This window comes from Leifsonia sp. Y878 (genome assembly GCF_057669685.1).
Genome location: NZ_JBYHFS010000004.1, coordinates 17,283 through 34,389, shown reverse-complemented (window position 1 = coordinate 34,389; position 17,107 = coordinate 17,283). Strand labels below are relative to the sequence as shown.

At 66.7% G+C, this 17,107-nt stretch carries 15 protein-coding genes; 8 read left to right on the top strand and 7 right to left on the bottom strand.

The window, feature by feature from the left end; all coding sequences use genetic code 11:
* Positions 1–35: 35 nt before the first annotated feature.
* Entirely contained in the window at positions 36–1,394 is a 1,359-nt protein-coding gene (locus AC25Y4_RS13460; RefSeq protein WP_488120937.1) for an MFS transporter, read from the bottom strand.
* Between the two features lie 101 nt (positions 1,395–1,495).
* On the opposite strand from AC25Y4_RS13460, the gene AC25Y4_RS13455 reads away from it, so the two are divergent.
* Entirely contained in the window at positions 1,496–2,632 is a 1,137-nt protein-coding gene (locus AC25Y4_RS13455) for a LacI family DNA-binding transcriptional regulator (RefSeq protein WP_488120936.1), read from the top strand.
* A 17-nt stretch (positions 2,633–2,649) separates the two neighbouring features.
* Here the strand turns inward: AC25Y4_RS13455 and AC25Y4_RS13450 are convergent, their stop codons facing one another.
* Complete coding sequence (locus tag AC25Y4_RS13450) at positions 2,650–3,930, bottom strand: MATE family efflux transporter (protein WP_488120935.1); 1,281 nt, start codon at positions 3,928–3,930, stop codon at positions 2,650–2,652.
* Between the two features lie 175 nt (positions 3,931–4,105).
* Positions 4,106–4,501 carry a YccF domain-containing protein gene (locus AC25Y4_RS13445; protein ID WP_488121252.1) on the bottom strand — a complete coding sequence of 132 codons (396 nt, stop codon included), beginning with the start codon at positions 4,499–4,501 and terminating at the stop codon, positions 4,106–4,108.
* A 70-nt stretch (positions 4,502–4,571) separates the two neighbouring features.
* Here AC25Y4_RS13445 and AC25Y4_RS13440 point away from each other — a divergent pair, with 70 nt between their 5' ends.
* Positions 4,572–6,536 carry a M13 family metallopeptidase gene (locus AC25Y4_RS13440; protein ID WP_488120934.1) on the top strand — a complete coding sequence of 655 codons (1,965 nt, stop codon included), beginning with the start codon at positions 4,572–4,574 and terminating at the stop codon, positions 6,534–6,536.
* 113 nt (positions 6,537–6,649) lie between these two features.
* Complete coding sequence (locus tag AC25Y4_RS13435; RefSeq protein WP_488120933.1) at positions 6,650–7,564, top strand: serine hydrolase; 915 nt, start codon at positions 6,650–6,652, stop codon at positions 7,562–7,564.
* 131 nt (positions 7,565–7,695) lie between these two features.
* Here AC25Y4_RS13435 and AC25Y4_RS13430 read toward each other — a convergent pair whose 3' ends face one another.
* The 4 genes from AC25Y4_RS13430 to AC25Y4_RS13415 all read right to left on the bottom strand — a co-directional run bounded on the left by AC25Y4_RS13430 (position 7,696) and on the right by AC25Y4_RS13415 (position 12,706).
* The gene (locus tag AC25Y4_RS13430) at positions 7,696–8,742 is read right to left on the bottom strand and encodes a zinc-dependent alcohol dehydrogenase family protein (protein WP_488120932.1); all 1,047 of its coding nucleotides are present in this window, start codon (positions 8,740–8,742) and stop codon (positions 7,696–7,698) included.
* Positions 8,743–8,790: 48 nt separating this feature from the next.
* A complete protein-coding gene (locus tag AC25Y4_RS13425) occupies positions 8,791–10,242 on the bottom strand; it encodes an HNH endonuclease signature motif containing protein (protein WP_488120931.1) in 1,452 nt (483 codons plus the stop codon).
* A 227-nt stretch (positions 10,243–10,469) separates the two neighbouring features.
* Positions 10,470–11,093: a GNAT family N-acetyltransferase gene (locus AC25Y4_RS13420; protein ID WP_488120930.1), complete on the bottom strand. Its 624-nt coding sequence runs from the start codon at positions 11,091–11,093 to the stop codon at positions 10,470–10,472.
* Positions 11,090–12,706 carry a glutamyl-tRNA reductase gene (locus AC25Y4_RS13415; RefSeq protein WP_488120929.1) on the bottom strand — a complete coding sequence of 539 codons (1,617 nt, stop codon included), beginning with the start codon at positions 12,704–12,706 and terminating at the stop codon, positions 11,090–11,092. Before AC25Y4_RS13415 ends, AC25Y4_RS13420 begins: the two co-directional genes overlap by 4 nt.
* A 134-nt stretch (positions 12,707–12,840) precedes the next feature.
* Between AC25Y4_RS13415 and hemE the strand changes: the two genes are divergently transcribed.
* The 5 genes from hemE to AC25Y4_RS13390 all read left to right on the top strand — a co-directional run bounded on the left by hemE (position 12,841) and on the right by AC25Y4_RS13390 (position 16,995).
* The gene (gene hemE, locus AC25Y4_RS13410) at positions 12,841–14,004 is read left to right on the top strand and encodes a uroporphyrinogen decarboxylase (RefSeq protein WP_488120928.1); all 1,164 of its coding nucleotides are present in this window, start codon (positions 12,841–12,843) and stop codon (positions 14,002–14,004) included.
* Positions 14,004–15,509 carry a protoporphyrinogen oxidase gene (hemG, locus tag AC25Y4_RS13405; RefSeq protein ID WP_488120927.1) on the top strand — a complete coding sequence of 502 codons (1,506 nt, stop codon included), beginning with the start codon at positions 14,004–14,006 and terminating at the stop codon, positions 15,507–15,509. Before hemE ends, hemG begins: the two co-directional genes overlap by 1 nt.
* Positions 15,510–15,617: 108 nt before the next feature.
* The gene (locus AC25Y4_RS13400; RefSeq protein ID WP_488120926.1) at positions 15,618–16,118 is read left to right on the top strand and encodes a hypothetical protein; all 501 of its coding nucleotides are present in this window, start codon (positions 15,618–15,620) and stop codon (positions 16,116–16,118) included.
* 39 nt (positions 16,119–16,157) lie between these two features.
* A complete protein-coding gene (locus AC25Y4_RS13395) occupies positions 16,158–16,574 on the top strand; it encodes a phage holin family protein (protein ID WP_488120925.1) in 417 nt (138 codons plus the stop codon).
* Positions 16,564–16,995, top strand: a complete 432-nt coding sequence (locus tag AC25Y4_RS13390) for a hypothetical protein (protein ID WP_488120924.1) — start codon at positions 16,564–16,566, stop codon at positions 16,993–16,995. Before AC25Y4_RS13395 ends, AC25Y4_RS13390 begins: the two co-directional genes overlap by 11 nt.
* Positions 16,996–17,107 lie beyond the last annotated feature (112 nt).

The following is a 17,107-nucleotide window of genomic DNA, read 5'->3' as shown; positions in this document are numbered from 1 at the left end:
GCCACGGTGTTGGGCACGCGGGGGCCGGCCTGGGGCTAGGACGTGGCGGAGTCTGCTGCCGATGGCGGGGTCACTTCGCGGGCTGCCGGCGCTGCCAGGCCGGCAATGACCATGAGGATGACGATGAAGTACAGGGCGTTCAGCAGGCCGATGGCGTCGCCGAGCAGTCCGAGCAGGGGCGGGCCGACGAGGAATGCGCAGTAGCCGATCATGGCGATGGCGCTCACGCGGGCGGCGGCGTTCTTAGGGTCGTCCGCAGCCGCCGACATGCCGACGGGGAAGCCGAGCGATGCGCCGAGGCCCCAGAGGATGACCCCGATCACGACGACCCAGATGTTGGGCGCCAGGATGAACATCAGCAGGCCGACGACACCGAGGGCCGCGCAGCCGCGGAGCACGAGCACGCGTCCGAAGCGATCGATGACCGGGCCGCCGGAGACACGGCCAACGGTCATGGCGGCGACGAAGATGCCGAAGATGACGGCGCCGTTCGTATTGCTGAGGCCGTGGCCGTCGACGGTGGCGAGGGCGAGCCAGTCGTTCGCGCCGCCCTCCGCGAAGGTCATGCCGAGCACGATCAGCCCGATGAGCAACACTTTCATGTCGCGCCAGACGGCCAGGTTCTGGCGGAGGCGCGCCTTCCAGCTGGCCTTCACCGCCACGCGGTCCGTTGCGCTGTGACCGTGTTCGCCGTGGGCGAGGTCATCGCCGAGCTCTGGACGCAGCGGCACGAAGCGCACGGAGATGATGGCTGTCACGAGGATCACGACGGCGGCAATCGACAGGTGCCAGAACACCGAGAGGTGCACAGCGGATGCCGCGGCGCCGAGCAACGCGCCCACGACGGTACCGAGGCTGAAGCAGGCGTGCATGAGCGGCATGAGCGTCTTGCCGATCTGGCGTTCGGCGGCGGCGCCTTCGACGTTCATCATGACGTCGACGGATCCCATGCCGAAACCGAGCGCGGCCAAGCCCACGAACACGATCGCGGCAGACGGGAGCAGGGTGCCGCCGATTCCGACGAGGACCAGGCCCGCTGACGACACGGCAACACCGAGCACCATGCCGCTGCGTGCGCCGAGGCGGGCGAGCAGCCAGGTGGACGCGATGAGCCCGAGCACGGATCCTGCCGACAGCCCGAAGATGATGAGGCCGACATCCCCCACGCTCAGGTGAAGTTCGTCGCGCACCGCCGGCACGCGGGTGACCCACGAGGCTGAGCTCAACCCACCGATGAAGAAGATGGCGAAGACCGCGTTGCGCCAGCCGATGAGCATCCGCCGTGTGGCCTCCGGAGCCAGGGTGCTTGACGTACCTGACGTGCTGGACCCGGCCGTGCTGATGCCGGCGGCGGGATCAGGGGTGGGCTCGGTGGCGTTCGTGGGCTGTGACACAGGGGCGTCCGAATCGTTACGGCGGTCGAATCGATTCGATCGAATCGATTCGACTAAACTAGCCGACACACGCTTTCTCTGCAAGGACCGTGATGCCCCCCATGACGCCTAACGCCCCTGACCTTCCCGACCGCCCGACGCTCGCAGCCGTCGCCGCGCGGGCCGGAGTGTCGCCCTCAACGGCCTCCCTGGCCTTCAGCGGATCCGGCCCCGTCTCGACGTCCACCAGAACCAGGGTGCTGGCCGCGGCCGCAGAGCTCGGTTACGCGGGACCTGACCCGAGGGCCAGGTCGCTGCGCAGAGGGCGCTCCGGCATCGTCGGCGTGGTCGTTGAAGAGCGCCTGCGCGAAGCGTTTCGCGATCCCATCAAGATCGCCATGCTCGACGGTGTTGCAGAGGGCATCGCCCCGCTCGGCGCTGCGCTGCTGCTTCTGACCGATACCGACGGCAGCACGAGCACGAGAACGAGAACGAGCACGAGCTCGAGCACTGCCGGCGCGGTTGCCGCTGGCGAGGCGACGGTGAGCGTTGAGAACGCCCCTGTCGACGCTGTCGTGCTGATTGGCTGCAGCCCGCGCCTCGGTCGCTCCATTGCTGCGCTCCGCCAACGCGGCATCCCGATGGTGTCGATTGAGGGAGCAACCGGCGACGGTGTCCCGCGCATCTCGCTCGACAACCGGGAGGCGACCCGACTGGCCGCACAGCACCTGGCCGACCTCGGGCACACGAATGTCGCGATGGTGAGTCTGCCACTCGATGCCGATCGCACCGCGGGGCCGCTCACCGCATCCGCAGAGGCCGCCAGCACCTCAGAAACCGCCACTGACCGGCTGGATGGTGCGCGCGACGTCTTCCCCAAGCTGTTCGGCATGATCGCCCCTGAGAGCTCCATCGAGGCAGGGCTGGACGCCGGGCGTGCCCTGCTGGCGCGCGAGGGCGCACATCGACCACAGGCGATCATGGCCCAGAGCGACCTGCTTGCCGCCGGCGTCATCCGTGCCGCAGAAGAGGCGGGCATTCGAGTGCCGGACGACCTCAGCGTTGTCGGTTTCGACGGCGTGCACGTCGATGGCCTCGGCCCATACGACCTCACGACCCTGGTGCAGCCCGCCGCGGCCAAGGGGCGGGCCGCCGGCGAGGTGATCATCCGCCTGCTGGCCGGTGAGCCGGCTGACCCAGCCTCGTTCACCAGCGAGTTTCACCGCGGCACGACCACTGCTCCGCCCCGCCAGCACTGATCAGTGCGGCGACCTGGCTAGCGGATGCCGGTCACCAGCCACGCCGATGACCGCTCGCGCAGGCCAAGGGTCACCGCGCGCGCGCCGAGGTACCCGAACATGAAGGCCAGCATCAGCAGGGCCAGGCCGAGCGCTCCGCCTGGCGCCCAGAGCATGACGGCGACCGCGAACGGTATGAAGACGGCGAGGTTCACGAGTCCGGTCAACGCGAGGTAGCGGGCGTCGCCTGCGCCGATGAGCACGCCGTCGAGCACGAAGACCACGCCGCCGAGCGGCACGGACAGCCCGAGCACGACCAGGGACGGCTGGAGGATGGCGATGACCTCCGGGGCCGACGTGAACAGGGCGCCGAGCACGCCGCTCGTCGCGATGACGATGAGCCCCAGCCCGCTCCCGCAGAGCACACCCCACTCCAGCGTGCGTCGCAGCACGGCCCGCACGGTCGCGACGTCGCTGGCGCCGAGGCCGCGACCAACGAGGGCCTGGGCCGCGATGGCCAGCGCGTCGAGGGCGAAGGCGAGCGTCGCGAACAGGGTCATCACGATTTGGAAGGCCGCGAGTTCTGGCGAACCGAGCCTCGTTGCGGCGAACACGGCGAGCAGCATGGCGGCGCGCAAGCTGACCGTGCGGAGGAACAGCCACCCACCGGATGTCGCCCCCACCAGCATTCCAGCCCGATGCGGCCGAAGCGGAGCACCGGCGGCGCGAGCGTGCCGCACGACCACGACGAGGTAGACCAGCACCATGCCCCACTGGGCGATGACGGTGCCGAGCGCAGAGCCGGCGATGCCGAGGCCCAGGCCGTAGATGAACACCAGGTTCAGCACGATGTTCGCGCCGAAGCCGAACCCGGCCACGTACAGCGGCGTCTTGGTGTCCTGCAGGCCGCGCAGCAATCCTGTCGCTGCGAAGACCAGCAGCATGGCGGGGATGCCGAGCATGGAGATGCTGAGGTAGATCTCGGCTTCGGCTGTGACGGCATCCGTCGCCCCGAAGGCGCCAATGAGAAGGGGAGTCGTGAACCAGCCGGCGACGGCAAGCACGACACCGAGGGCCGCGGCCAGCCACAGGCCGTCAATTCCGACAGAGACGGCGCGTTTCTCGTCGCCGAGGCCGAGCCAGCGGGCAACGGCGGGTGTCGTCGTATACGCCAGGAACACCATGAGGCCAATGATGGTCTGCAGCACGGCGCTGGCGAGTCCCAGCCCAGCTAACGGCGTCTCACCGAGGTGGCCGACCATCGCAGAGTCGGCCAGCAGGAAGAGGGGTTCGGCGATGAGCGCGCCGAGGGCCGGCACGGCCAGCCGCAGGATGTCGCGGTCGATGGGAAGGCGTCTGAAGAGTCTGATGCGTCGATTCTACTTTTGGCTGGTCGCGCCGGCTCCTACCAGCCCACCACCGCGCCCGTTCTGGGCAGCCGCGCCCGCTACAGCGGGCGCGAGCCACCGCAACGGGCGCGACGAAGCCGCAGTGCTAGTGCGCGAACTCCATCTGGTCGTTCGTGTCGACAATCTCCTTGCCGAGCGGCATCAGCGCGATCGGCACCATCTTGAAGTTTGCGATGCCGAGCGGAATCCCGATGATCGTGATGCAGAGGGCGATGCCGCTCAGGATGTGCTCGATCGCGATCCAGATGCCGGCGACGATCACCCAGATCACGTTGCCGATGAACGAGAAGACCCCGGCCTCCGGCTTGTTCACCACGCGGCGGCCGAACGGCCAGAGCGCGTAGAACCCGATGCGGAACGACGCGATGCCGAACGGGATGGTGACAATCAGGATGCAGCAGATGATGCCGGCGAGCATATAGCTGAGAAACAGCCAGAAGCCGGAGAGCACTAACCAGATGATGTTCAGCACGGTGTTCATAGTCGTGCCATCCAAGCACACCCACCTCCTGTCCAGTCGGAGAAGCTGGCCACCTAATAGGCTGGGCCGCATGACTGACGCGCCTCTCGCATCCGGAATCAACATCGCCGACTTCGACCCGAACATTCGGCCGCAGGACGACCTGTATCGCCACGTGAACGGGCCCTGGATTGAACGCACCGAGATTCCGGCCGACAAGTCGCGCTGGGGCTCATTCTCCGAGCTCGCCGAAGAGGCGGAGAAGGCCGTGCGCGACATCATCATCGAGTCGCAGGACGCAGAGCCTGGCACAGAGCAGCGGAAGGTCGGCGACCTCTACGCCAGCTTCCTCGACGAGGAGCGCATCGAGAAGCTCGGCCGGGCGCCGCTCGCCTCAGACCTCGCGACCATCGACGGCGTCACGTCGATCCCCGCGTTCCTCACCACGCTCGGCCAGCTTGAGCGAGCAGGCGTCCCTGGCGCATTCGGCCTCTACGTCGACAACGATCCAGGAGACCCTGAGCGCTACCTCGTCTTCGTCAGCCAGGCCGGACTCGGCCTGCCGGATGAGTCGTACTACCGCGAAGAGAAGTTCGAGTCGGTTCGCACGGCGTACCGCGAATTCGTGCAGCGGATGTTCACCCTCGCCGGTTTCTCCGACGCTCCAGCCCGCGCCGCGCGGGTCTTCGACCTCGAGACTGACCTGGCCGCCCACCACTGGGACAAGGTGGCCTCCCGCGACAGCGAGAAGACTTACAACCTGAAGAGCTGGGGGCAGCTCTCCGCCCTCGCAGCCGGCGCCGACCTCGACCGCTGGTTGAGTGGCCTCGACGCTCCCGCCGAGGCCTTCACCGAGGTCGTCGTGCGCCAGCCGAGCTTCATCACCGGGCTCGCCGCGATGCTCACCCAGCCCCGTCTCGACGCGTGGCGCGACTGGCTGCGCTGGCAGGTCATCCGCTCGTCTGCGTCGTACCTCTCGACCGATTTCGTTGAGGCGAGCTTCGACTTCTACGGCCGCACGCTGAGCGGCACGCCGCAGCTGCGCGAGCGCTGGAAGCGTGGCGTCTCGCTCGTTGAGGGCGCGCTGGGGGAAGCCGTCGGCCACGTCTACGTCGAGCGCCACTTCAAGCCAGCCGCCAAGGAGAGCATGGACGTGCTCGTCGGCCACCTGGTCGAGGCGTACCGCCAGAGCATCAGTGCCCTGGACTGGATGACGGCAGAGACCCGCGAGCGTGCGCTGGAGAAGCTCGAGAAGTTCACGCCCAAGATCGGCTACCCGGTGAAGTGGCGCGACTACTCCAGCCTGTCGATCACGCCCGGCGACCTCATCGCCAATGTGCGCGCCGCGAACGAGTTCGAATTCCAGCGCGAACTCGGCAAGATCGGCAAGCCGCTCGACCGCGACGAGTGGTTCATGACCCCGCAGACCATCAACGCGTACTACAACCCGGGTTTCAACGAGATCGTGTTCCCCGCTGCCATCCTGCAGTTCCCGTTCTTCGACGAGAATCGGGATGCCGCCGCCAACTACGGCGCGATCGGCGCCGTGATCGGGCACGAAATCGGGCACGGGTTCGATGACCAGGGCTCGAAGTACGACGGCGACGGACGCCTCACCGACTGGTGGACAGAGGCAGACAGGGCGGCGTTCGAGGAGCGCACGGCCTCACTCATCGAGCAGTACGACGCACTGGTCCCCGCGCAGGTGCCGGACCACCATGTCAACGGCGCACTCACCATTGGCGAGAACATCGGCGACCTCGGCGGCCTGTCGATCGCGTGGAAGGCATACCTGCTGTCGCTGGAGGGGGCTGAACCGCCGGTGGTCGACGGTCTCACCGGGGCAGAGCGTTTCTTCCTGTCGTGGGCGCAGGCCTGGCAGATGAAGTTGCGCGATGAGGAGGCGATTCGCCTGCTGGCCATCGACCCGCACTCGCCGAACGAGTTCCGCTGCAACCAGATCGTGCGCAACATCGACGCCTTCTACGACACGTACAACGTGGCCCCCGGCGACGCCCTCTGGCTCGACCCGGCCAAACGCGTCACCATTTGGTAAAAGATGCCCGCGATCCCCGCACTGGGGGAGGACTCCGTCTCCGCGTGAGTTAGGGTGTTTTGGGGGCAAATCACATCCGAAATCACCCACTTCACCACCAGTAGAAGGACCCGTTGACAGAGGTCACTCCAAGCCAGGAAGCGTCCAGACGCGCACGCCATTCGTCAGAACGTGTTGGCAAGCACATGGGCGCTGTCGCCAACGAGAATTTCGCCCGCGGATTTGAAGCGTTGGGCGAACTCGCCATGAACGGTGTCCAGGTCTCCGCGCGCGCGACCGACCTCGCAACAGGGCGTGTGCTGCTCTCCGTCGACGACCACGTCGTGATGCCGACAGCGAGCATCGGCAAGGTCCTGCTCCTCGTCGAGGTCGCCGCGCGCCTGCGTGATGCCGACTTCGGGGCATACACGATCCTTGATCGCACGAAAACGGATGCCGTCGCAGACGCCGGCATCTGGCAACACCTCCAGGCGCCGTCGCTGCCGGTCGCCGACTTGGCCGCCCTCGTCGGCTCCTCGAGCGACAACCTGGCCACCAACGTGCTCATCCGCGCCGTCGGCCTCGACGCCGTGCGTGCGCGCACGGAGGAGATCGGCCTGACCCAGACGGCACTGCTCGACCTGGTGCGCGACAAGCGTGGCCCGGATGACGCACCCCAGATTTCCGTCGGCAGCGCGAAAGAGCTCACCTGGTTGTTCACCGCGCTCGCTCGCGGCGAGATCGTCGATGCAGATGCCAGCGAACGCGTGCTCGCCTGGCTGTCGCTGAACACCGACCTCTCCATGGTTGCCAGCGCGTTCGGCCTCGACCCGCTGGCGCACCGCGAAAGCGATCACGGCATCCTGCTGGTCAACAAGACCGGAACGGATGCCGGTGTGCGGAGTGAAGTCGGCGTGCTGCGCGGCCCCCGTGCCGGTGTTGTGTACGCGGTGTCGATGTCGTTCGCCGACACGCGGCTGGCCTCACGCCTCGCCGTGCTCGATGGTATGCGGGCCGTCGGCCTCGACCTGCTGGAGTACGTGCACTAGCTAGTGCACTAGCCCGGTGGTCGAGAAGGCCAGCCAGGGCCGTCTCGAGGCCCTTCTCCTTCTCAGTGGCGTCGCTCGCGGAGATTTCGAGACGCGTCCTCGTGCCTCGGGCGCTCCTCAATCAGCGGGCATTAGAACGGAGCGACCTCGATCAGGGTCACGCCGGCGGCCGGGCTGGCCGCCGACATCTCTGCCAGCGCGGCGGGCGCCTCGTCGAGCGAGATGCGCCGGCCGATGAGCTGCTCAGGGTGCAAACGACCCGACGTCACCAGGTCGAGCAATTCGGGGTACGCGGATGCCGGCATCCCGTGGCTGCCGAGAATCGCCAGCTCCTTCGCGATCACGAGACCGAGCGGCAGGCGTGGGTCTTCTGGCAGCAGCCCGATCTGCACGTGGCGCCCGCGGGTGGCCAGGGAGCGGATGGCGATGGCCACCGTGTTTTCCCGGCCGAGGGCCTCGAGCGAAACCTGCGCGCCCCCATCCGTGAGCTCATGCAGCCGGGCAACGACCTCATCGTCGCTCAGCCCACCTGAGTTGAGGGTGGCATCGGCGCCAACGCGGGTGGCGGTGTCGAGGGCCTCCTGGCTGATGTCGACGGCGATCACGCGGGCGCCGAGTGCCCGCCCGATCATGACGGCGCTGAGGCCGACGCCACCACAGCCGACGACCACGAGGGTCTCGCCGTCCTGCAGCTGCGCCTGGTGCACGAGTCCGCGATACGAGGTGGCGAAACGGCAGCCGAGCAGCGCCGCTGCCCCTGCGTCGAGGGAGTCAGGCACCCTGATTAGGTTGACGTCGGCGTTGTGCAGGGCAACGAGGTCTGCGTATGAGCCCCAGTGCGTGAAGCCGGGCTGGGTCTGGTTGCGGCAGACCTGGCCGTTGCCGCTCCGGCACTCCGGGCATTCGCCGCAGGCGCAGACGAAGGGCACGGTCACCCGGTCGCCAACGCGGAAGTTCTGCACAGCGGGCCCGACGGACTCAATCACGCCGACGAGTTCGTGGCCAGGAACGTGCGGCAAATGGATGTCGCTGTCATGCCCGAGCCAGCCATGCCAGTCGCTGCGGCACAGCCCGGTCGCTTCAACGCGTACGACAACGCCGGCGTCGCTCGGTGCCGGGTCCGGGACCTCCCGCACGACGGGAAGAACACCGAACTCATCGAAATAGACAGCGCGCATAGATCAATGGTCTCAAACCGCGCCGCTGCTGTCTCGGGGTGCAGCGGCCTAGCCTGTTCGTCGGTGCTGGTCGGCGAGTTGATCGGCCAACCTGGTGGGAGATTTCGTAGCGACATGCCATCGCTGATGCCCGTCGAGCCACACCGGTGCCTTGACCTCTGGGACGCCGTCGACCATTCGGATCTGCCACCCCGACCGGTGAATCGTGCGGTGGTGGAACCAGCACAGGGTTACGCCGTTGCTGACATCGGTTGGCCCGCCGAGTGCGGCGGGGATGACGTGGTGGATTTCCGCCCAGGCGGCGGGGCTTTGACAGCCCGGGATGATGCAGCCGCCGTCGCGGAGGGTGATTGCCCGGCGCTGCTGCGAGGTGAAGCACCGGTCGGTGACCCCGAGTTCGATGATCTTGCCCTTCGCGTTGATCGTCACTGGCTGCACACCTCCGGTGCAGATCATCTGCTCGGTGGCGAGGATCGAGATGGGGGCCAACTGCCCGTCAATGTGGCCGGCGCCCGTGCCTGCGAGGAGGTCTTCCTGTCGCACACTGACCATCACCGTCGGGGACGCACCGCCGATCGTCGGCGCCTCGGCGCTCCGAGCCGCACTGTCAACGACCATGGCCAGCAGGTCGTGGCCAAGCTGGTCTCGGGTGCGGTCATCACGCTCCAACGAGTCTTGGTCGATTTGTCGGTCCTGTTCCTCCTCGGTGAGAAACTTCACCTGCGCGGTCCGCGGGGACATATACGCGTCCATCAGCCGCTGCACCTTCCCGGCGACCTCCGGCATCAACCCGCCAGACACCGGCACCAGACCATCTCGCACCTGCCCCATCCGGAACGCCCGGTTATGCATCGCCCGCTTCTCATCGGGTTCCACACCGTCTGGGTCGATGAACGACTTCCACACCAGCGCGTGCACCTCGATCAGACCCGCAGACTCCGGGGTTGTCGGTTCGGCGCCCGACTCGATCGGGACCCCGGTCGCCGCGGCAACCAACGCCGCCTCTGCCTCCTGCACCGCAGAAACCTCGATGCGACCAAGCAAGGGAGCCAACGTGCCCACGATCACCTCGGCACTGTCCAGGCCGAGCTGGCCACCGGCCAGGCCGGCAGCGACAGCGGGGAACTTCGGCGGGAACGCCATGCCATCCAACCCGTACTGGGTGCGCACCTGCCTGCCCAACCGAATCCGCTTCGCGATCGTCTTCGGCGACACCAACGTCAACCGCTCCAACAATTCAATCGAATTACGGCACCCGCGCTTGGAGGAGAGTCGCTCCGATACCTCCAGCGTCGGTCGGGACCGCTCATCAATATCGGTGGTTACCGCGATGCGAAGGGCATCAACACACCGGCCGGCACGCTCCGCCACAACCGCCAATGCCACAACATCGTCTTCACTCAGACCGGGGACGCCGGCACATGGGCGCATCTCGGCATACTCTTCGGTGAATGTCTGCAGCATGTCTAGAGCTGTGCGGGCATCCTCGATGGTGAGCATGTTTCAATAGTACTGCTGTTCGAACATTAAAGCGAGACTTTCTCATAGGTGTTCGAACATTTGTTTTTGATGCCGAGAGCCACCACAGAGTTCAGTGTTGCGCATGCCGGCACTCGGTAGACGCTACGGTTCCACGGATTGGGTCGCTGGATTTCGAGACACTCACTGGCGCTCGCTCCTCAATCAACGGAACTAAGAAGCGGGCGGAGGCCACACGCGCGCCACAGCTAGCGGGTCGCTGCCCACTCGCGGTCGAGGATCGCCCAAACGGCCAGGTCGCCCCACTCGCCCTTGAAGATCTCGCCCTCCACGAAATGCGCCTCCTGGCGCATGCCGAGTCGGCGGCACAGGGCAACGGATGCCGTATTCAGCGGGTCGAGCCTGGCCGAGACCCGGTGTGCGCCAATCTCGGTGAACGCGAGCTCGAGCAGGGCCTTGGCCGCCTCCGTCGCGTAGCCCTTGCCCCGGAAGTCGGGGTGGAAGACCCACCCGATTTCAATCTGGGCGTTGGCGCCACTGGTGAGGAACACGCTCAGGTCGCCGATGACGCGACCACGCTCACCAGCCTCACCCGAATCACCAGGCTCACCGACCAGCTCCGCGGCCAGAATCATGGCGTCGTTGTCGTCCTCGAGCCGGGTGAAGCCGGCGCGTGTGCGGGTGTGCTCGAGCGACTCATCCCTGTCACGAACGGGCCAGGGAAGGTAGCGCACCACGTCGGGACGTGACTGGTATTCAAAGACGTCGTCGGCATCCGCTTCAGTGAGTGGTCGCAGCAGCAACCTCTCGGTGCGGGTGGCATGCGCGTAGTACGGCAGCGTGGTCAGGCCGGTCGGCGCGACGTGGCTCACGACGCGGCGCCCTCGCCTCGCGAGAGTCCGGAGTCGAGGTCGGAGGTGAGGTCAGAAGTGAGCTCGACGTCAAGGCCGAACAGGGCGTTCAAACCGCCGAGGAAGGCGTCGTGCTCGCCGGCGCCGGCCAGTTCCCTTGAACGCACCATGGGGGTGTGCAGCAGCACGCCGGCCAGGTGGCGAAGCGCAGACTCGGTCTGCTCAGAGTCGTCGCCGCGCTTGCGGGCGCGTTCGATTTCAGCCTCGAGGATGTCGAACACGTGCGAGCGCAGGGCGACAACCGCGGGCGCGAGGCTCTGCTCCTTGGAGACCGTGGTGAACTTGCGCGCAGCCTGGGTCACCAGCTTGCGGGCGTCGCTCGTGGCATTCAGCTCTTCGATCGGCGCGTGCAGGCGGATGGTTTCAAGGTCGAGCAGCTCGACGCCCTCAACGTGCACGACATCGGGGTCGACGTTGCGGGGGAGACCAAGGTCGATGATGAGCTGGCGTCGTTCGACCGGCTCGACAGGAGCTGCCTCTGCGGGAGGCGCGGTCAGGGTTCCGAGCTCCGTCACGACAGCGGATGCCGCTGCAGCGGTACCCGAATCGAGGTCGGCACCGTCCGCGGTCGCTGCGCTCAGTTCGCTGACGGTGTTGATGGCCGTCACCGTGCCTGATTGGCCGGTGACCGGGCAGGTCTTGATCGCCATGGGATCGCTCGCGACCAGTGCGGAAGCAAGGGAAGCCGAAGCCGAAGCCGAAGCCGAAGCCGAAGCCGAAGCCGAAGCGGAAGCGGAAGCCGAAGCAGAAGCCGAAGCAGAAGCAGAAGCCGCGGCCGCGGCGGCAGCCGCCACGGCAACAGCCGCAGCGTCGACAGCCCTGCCGGCGTGCAGCACCGCTGCGGTGATCACGTGGTGATCGACCGTGGTGCACGTGACGATCAGTTCTGCGTCACCGACGGCCTGGCTGAAGCCCGCTTCAGTGACGGCCTCGATGTCGTGGGAGAGTGCGAACTTCTCGGCGCGACCTGAGGGCGAGTAGACCCTCACGTTCTCGGCGCCGCGATCGCGCAGGGCGGCCAGCGATGCACCGGCGTAGCGACCGGTTCCGATTAGCAGCACCCGGGTGGATGACCAGTCTTCGATACGCGTTTCAGCGAGTTCGAGCGAGAGGCGCACGAGCGAACGGCCGACTGTGCCGATGCCTGTGCGGTTCTTGATACCGCGTGAGGTGCGGGATGCCCGCTGGAACAACCGCTCAAGCTCTGGGCTGGTGGTGCCCGATTCGCGAGCCTGCTCCAGCGACCTGCGCACCTGGCCGGCAATCTCGCCCTCGCCGACGACGACGGATTCGAGGCCGCTGGTCACGGCGAAGAGGTGTTCTGGCACGCTGTTGCCGTGCACGAAGTCGAGGGTGTCGCGGAGGACTCCCGCATCAACGCCGGTGCTCTCGCTCACGGCATCGATGGCCGAGTACACGGCAGGAAGCGGGGAGACGCCGAACGGCTCGTCGAGGTCCAGATAGGCCTCAAAGCGGTTGCAGGTGGCGACGACAACGGCTCCGCTCAAGGCGTTGTGGCGCTCGAGCATGCCACTCGCAACGGTGGTGGCGCCCACAGAAAGTTTCTCCAGCACTTCAAAACTGGAGTTCTTGTGGCTGGCGGAAAGACAAATCAGCACTGATTGAGCATACTTCCCGTTGCTGGGAGAGAGGGAGCCGAACTCTCAGCGATCACCCAGCGTCGGCGCCCATCGTGCATCGGTCAGCGATGTTTGACAGAATTCAGGGCGTGAACCTCGACGCGCAACACCCACTCTCCGCCGGACTGACCGCGGACTCTCGACTCATCACCGCCTACCAGGGCACCCGGCCGGATGTCACCCCGGTCTGGTTCATGCGCCAGGCCGGTCGATCCCTGCCCGAATACCGCGAGTTGCGGGTCGGCACCCAGATGCTCGAGGCCTGCCTCAACCCCGAACTGGCCAGTGAGATCACCCTGCAGCCGGTGCGTCGTCACGGTGTCGACGCCGGCATCTTCTTCAGCGACATCGTTGTTCCCCTGAAGCTCGTGGGTGTCGACGTCTCGATCGTCGCAGGCAAGGGTCCTGTGCTCGGCAAGGCCGTGCGCACGGCAGCGGATGTCCGTGAGTTGACCGCCCTTGACCCGAGCGTTCTCGACGCCGCCCTCGCCCCCATCCGCGAGGCGGTCACCCGCACCACCGACGAGCTCGGAACCACCCCGCTGATCGGGTTCGCCGGCGCACCATTCACGCTCGCGGCATATCTCGTCGAGGGCGGTCCGTCGAAGGACCACATCCACGCCCGCACCCTCATGCACTCAGAGCCTGAGGCCTGGGCGGCGCTCATGGCCTGGACCGCCGAGGTCACCGGTCGCTTCCTGCGCGCCCAGGTGCTCGCCGGCGCCAGCGCGGCCCAGCTGTTCGATTCCTGGGCAGGGGCGCTCTCGCTCGCCGACTACACGAAGTACGTCGCGCCGGCATCCGCTCTGGCCATCTCGCACGTGCAGGACCTCACCTACGAAACCCGCTCAAGCGACGCGGCCGCCGACCCTGAGTCTGTGCGCACGAACGTGCCTATCGTGCACTTCGGCGTTGGCACCGGCGAGCTCCTGAAGGCAATGCACGATATCGGGGCCGATGTGGTTGGCGTCGACTACCGCGTTGAACTCGACGAGGCCAACCGTCGCCTCGGCGGCACGGTCCCCGTGCAGGGCAACGTTGACCCTGCGCTGCTGGCTGCGCCGTGGCCGGTGCTCGAAGCGCACGTCCTCGACGTGCTTGAGCGCGGGCGCACCGCGCCGTCGCACGTGCTGAACCTCGGACACGGTGTTCCGCCGGAGACCGACCCTGCCGTACTCACGCGTGTGGTTTCTCTCGTGCACGAGGCATCCGCCCAGCTGAACGGCGCCTGATGAAAGACGTCATCGTCGTCGGTGGCGGTATCGCCGGCCTCGTTGCGGCCCGCCAGTGCGCGCACATCGGGTTGAAGGTCACGGTCTACGAGACAACGGATGCCGTCGGCGGCGCTGTCGCCGGCCACGAGGTCGCTGGGCTCACCCTTGACCGCGGCGCGGAGAGCTTCGCGGTGCGGAAGGGCACGGTCGCCGACTTCATCGACAGCCTGAAGCTGACCGATTCGGTCGTCGCCCCGAATCCCCAGGGCGCCTGGCTCTACCTGCCGCCCCTCAAGCCGGGCGGTGACGCCGTGAGCGTTCCACTGCCGAAGACCGGCGTTCTCGGCATTCCAGGTTCACCACTGGCCGACGACGTTCGCCGTGCGATCGGCACGGCGGGCGCCTGGCGCGCCTGGGTCGACCGCATCATGCCCGTGTTGAAGATCGGCAGGGAGCACAGCCTCGGCGAGCTCGTCGAGAAGCGGATGGGCGCCCGTGTCCTTGAGCGCCTGGTCGAGCCGGTCGCCGGTGGCGTGTACTCCGCCGCCGCGAAAGACCTGGAAATCGACGTCGTCGCGCCGGGACTGAACAGCGCGCTCACCGTCGCCGGTTCGCTGTCTGGCGCCGTGCTCTCCCTCCGTTCGCAGGCGCCGGCCGGCGCCATGGTCGGTGGACTGCGCGGCGGAATGTCGACCATGATCGACGCCATCCGCGCCGACCTGGCCGCCTACGACGTCACGATCGTGACCGGGGCAACCGTCACAGCGCTCACGCAGCGCGAGGCCGGCGAGGAGCAGTTCTGGTCGGTCGACGTTGAGCGCGCGGCTGAAACGGATGCCGCAGCCGATGCCTCTTCGCTGCCAGCCGATGCACCCGCCGCGTCGCCCATCACAGACACCGTTGATGCCCGCTTCGTCATCGTTGCATCCCCTGGCGCGCAGGCGATCGATCTCGTGCGCGGACTCAGCCCTGAATTCGCCGCGATCGCCGACCTGGACTGGCCGGAGCCGACGGTCGTCGAACTGGCCACGCTCGTTCTCGACGAGCCGACCCTCGACGCGCATCCGCGTGGCACAGGGGTTCTTGTGGCAGCCAACGCGCCCGGCGTCACCGCGAAAGCGCTCACGCACGTGAGCGCAAAGTGGGAATGGGTGGCTGCTTCCGCAGGACCTGGACGCCACGTCATCCGGCTCTCGTATGGTCGCGCAGGCGACCCGAACCTCACTGAAGCCCTCACCGACGACGAGTTCCAGGAGCTGGCGCTGCACGATGCATCCGTCATCCTCGGTGTTCCACTGTCGAAGGACACGGTTCGGGGATTCGCCCGCACGGTGTGGCGAAACGCGCTCTCTCCGGCAACGCTGGGCGCCAGGGAGCGAGTGCACGAGGTGCGCGAAGCTGTCGCCACGGTGCCAAGGCTCGAAATGACCGGTGCGTGGCTGTCTGGAACCGGCCTGGCCGCCGTCATTCCGGATGCCGTCGACGCGGCCGGCAGGATCAGGCAGGCGTCGCTCGGCCTGTAGCCCTCCCACGCACAACCGCATTTGTGCACCTCTGGTGACACAGACGCGCGCTACATGCGCCGGGCGGGATACTCTGGGGACACGTGAAGCTCGGCGAATGGAGTCACAATGCGCGGAAAGATCCTTTTTATAACCGGCGGACTGGTCGGCTACGTACTCGGCGCTCGCGCCGGTCGTAAGCGTTACGACCAGATTGCCTCGGCGGCCAGCAACTTCTGGCAGACGGAACCGGTCCAGCGCACCGTGCACGAGGTGCGCGATTTCGCCCTCGGCAAGGTTGGCGACACGCCAGCCACCCTGTTCGAGACCGGAAAGAAGATCGTCGCCGCAGTGCAGAAGTCAGCCCAGTCCGGAAGCAAGTCTGCGGCATCCGCTGCCAAGACGGCCCAGGCGAAGGCAGACGAAACGGCCAAGGCTGCAGCGGATGCGGCGGCCCAGGCCAAGGCAGCAGCGGCAGACGCAGTCCAGGCCACGGCACGCGCCGCACAGTCCGCGGCCAAGAACTCGACGAAGTCCGCAACGGAAGCGAAGCCCGGCCCCGTCGGGACGAGCGCTGCAGAGTCGACGACGTCGGACGACGCTGCCGACACGTCCGCTGACGATAAATAAGGCGACGTTCAACGCACACAACAGCGGGGAGCCAGTTCTGTGACTGACAACAGATTCAATCCAAAAACCAAAAAATCGCTGATCACGCTGATTTCGGAGTTACCGGGTCAGCTCAGCGCCTTGGTGAAAGCCGAACTGAACGCCTTCAAGGCCGAAATGGCCGGCAAGGCGAAAAGCTTTGGCATCGGCATCGGGCTATTCGTGGGTGCCGCAGTATTCCTGTACTTCGCGGTCGGCGTGTTCATCGCCTTGGCGATCATCGCCATTGCACTAGCGCTGCCGCTTTGGCTTTCTGCGCTCATCGTGGGCGTCGCGCTGCTGCTGATCGCCGTGATCCTCGCGCTCATCGGTCTCAACCGGGTGAAGGCTGCAACCAAACAGGATCCGGACGGACTCGGCCAGAGCCTGCGCAACGACGTCGATGCAATCAAGGGGGTTGGCGAATATGACCGCTGAGTCGAACGCACAGGACGCACGCAAGGCCGCTGAACGCATGGCAAAGCAGGCGGCGCAGACCGCGTCGCACACCGCGTCGCGGGCGAAGTCGGCATCCGCTCACTCGTCGCACGATGCCACCAGCAAGCCCGACTCGTCAAAGAGCGACTCGTCGAAGAGCGAGTCAACCGGGCATCCGTCGAAAGCTGAGCTGCGTCGAACAGCGCAGGATGCCAGGGCAGACCTCGCGAGCACGCTCGACGCCATTGAATTCAAGTTCAACGTGCCCAAGCAGGTGAAGCTCAAGACGCAGCACGCGAACGACGCATTGAAGCGCCTCGGCGAGGACAGCCCTCCGGCCCTGTTGGGCATCGCCCTCGGTGCCGCCACAATTGTCGGTACAGCCGTATGGCTGGGAGTCAGGGCTTTCCAACGCCGCTGATGCGGTGAGTGTCCAGCTACCAGGCCGCCGTGCCTGTGTTGCTGAGCCGCTGTGTTGTTGAGCCGCTGTGTTGTTGAGCCGCCGTGTTACTGAGCCGCCGTGTTGCTGAGCC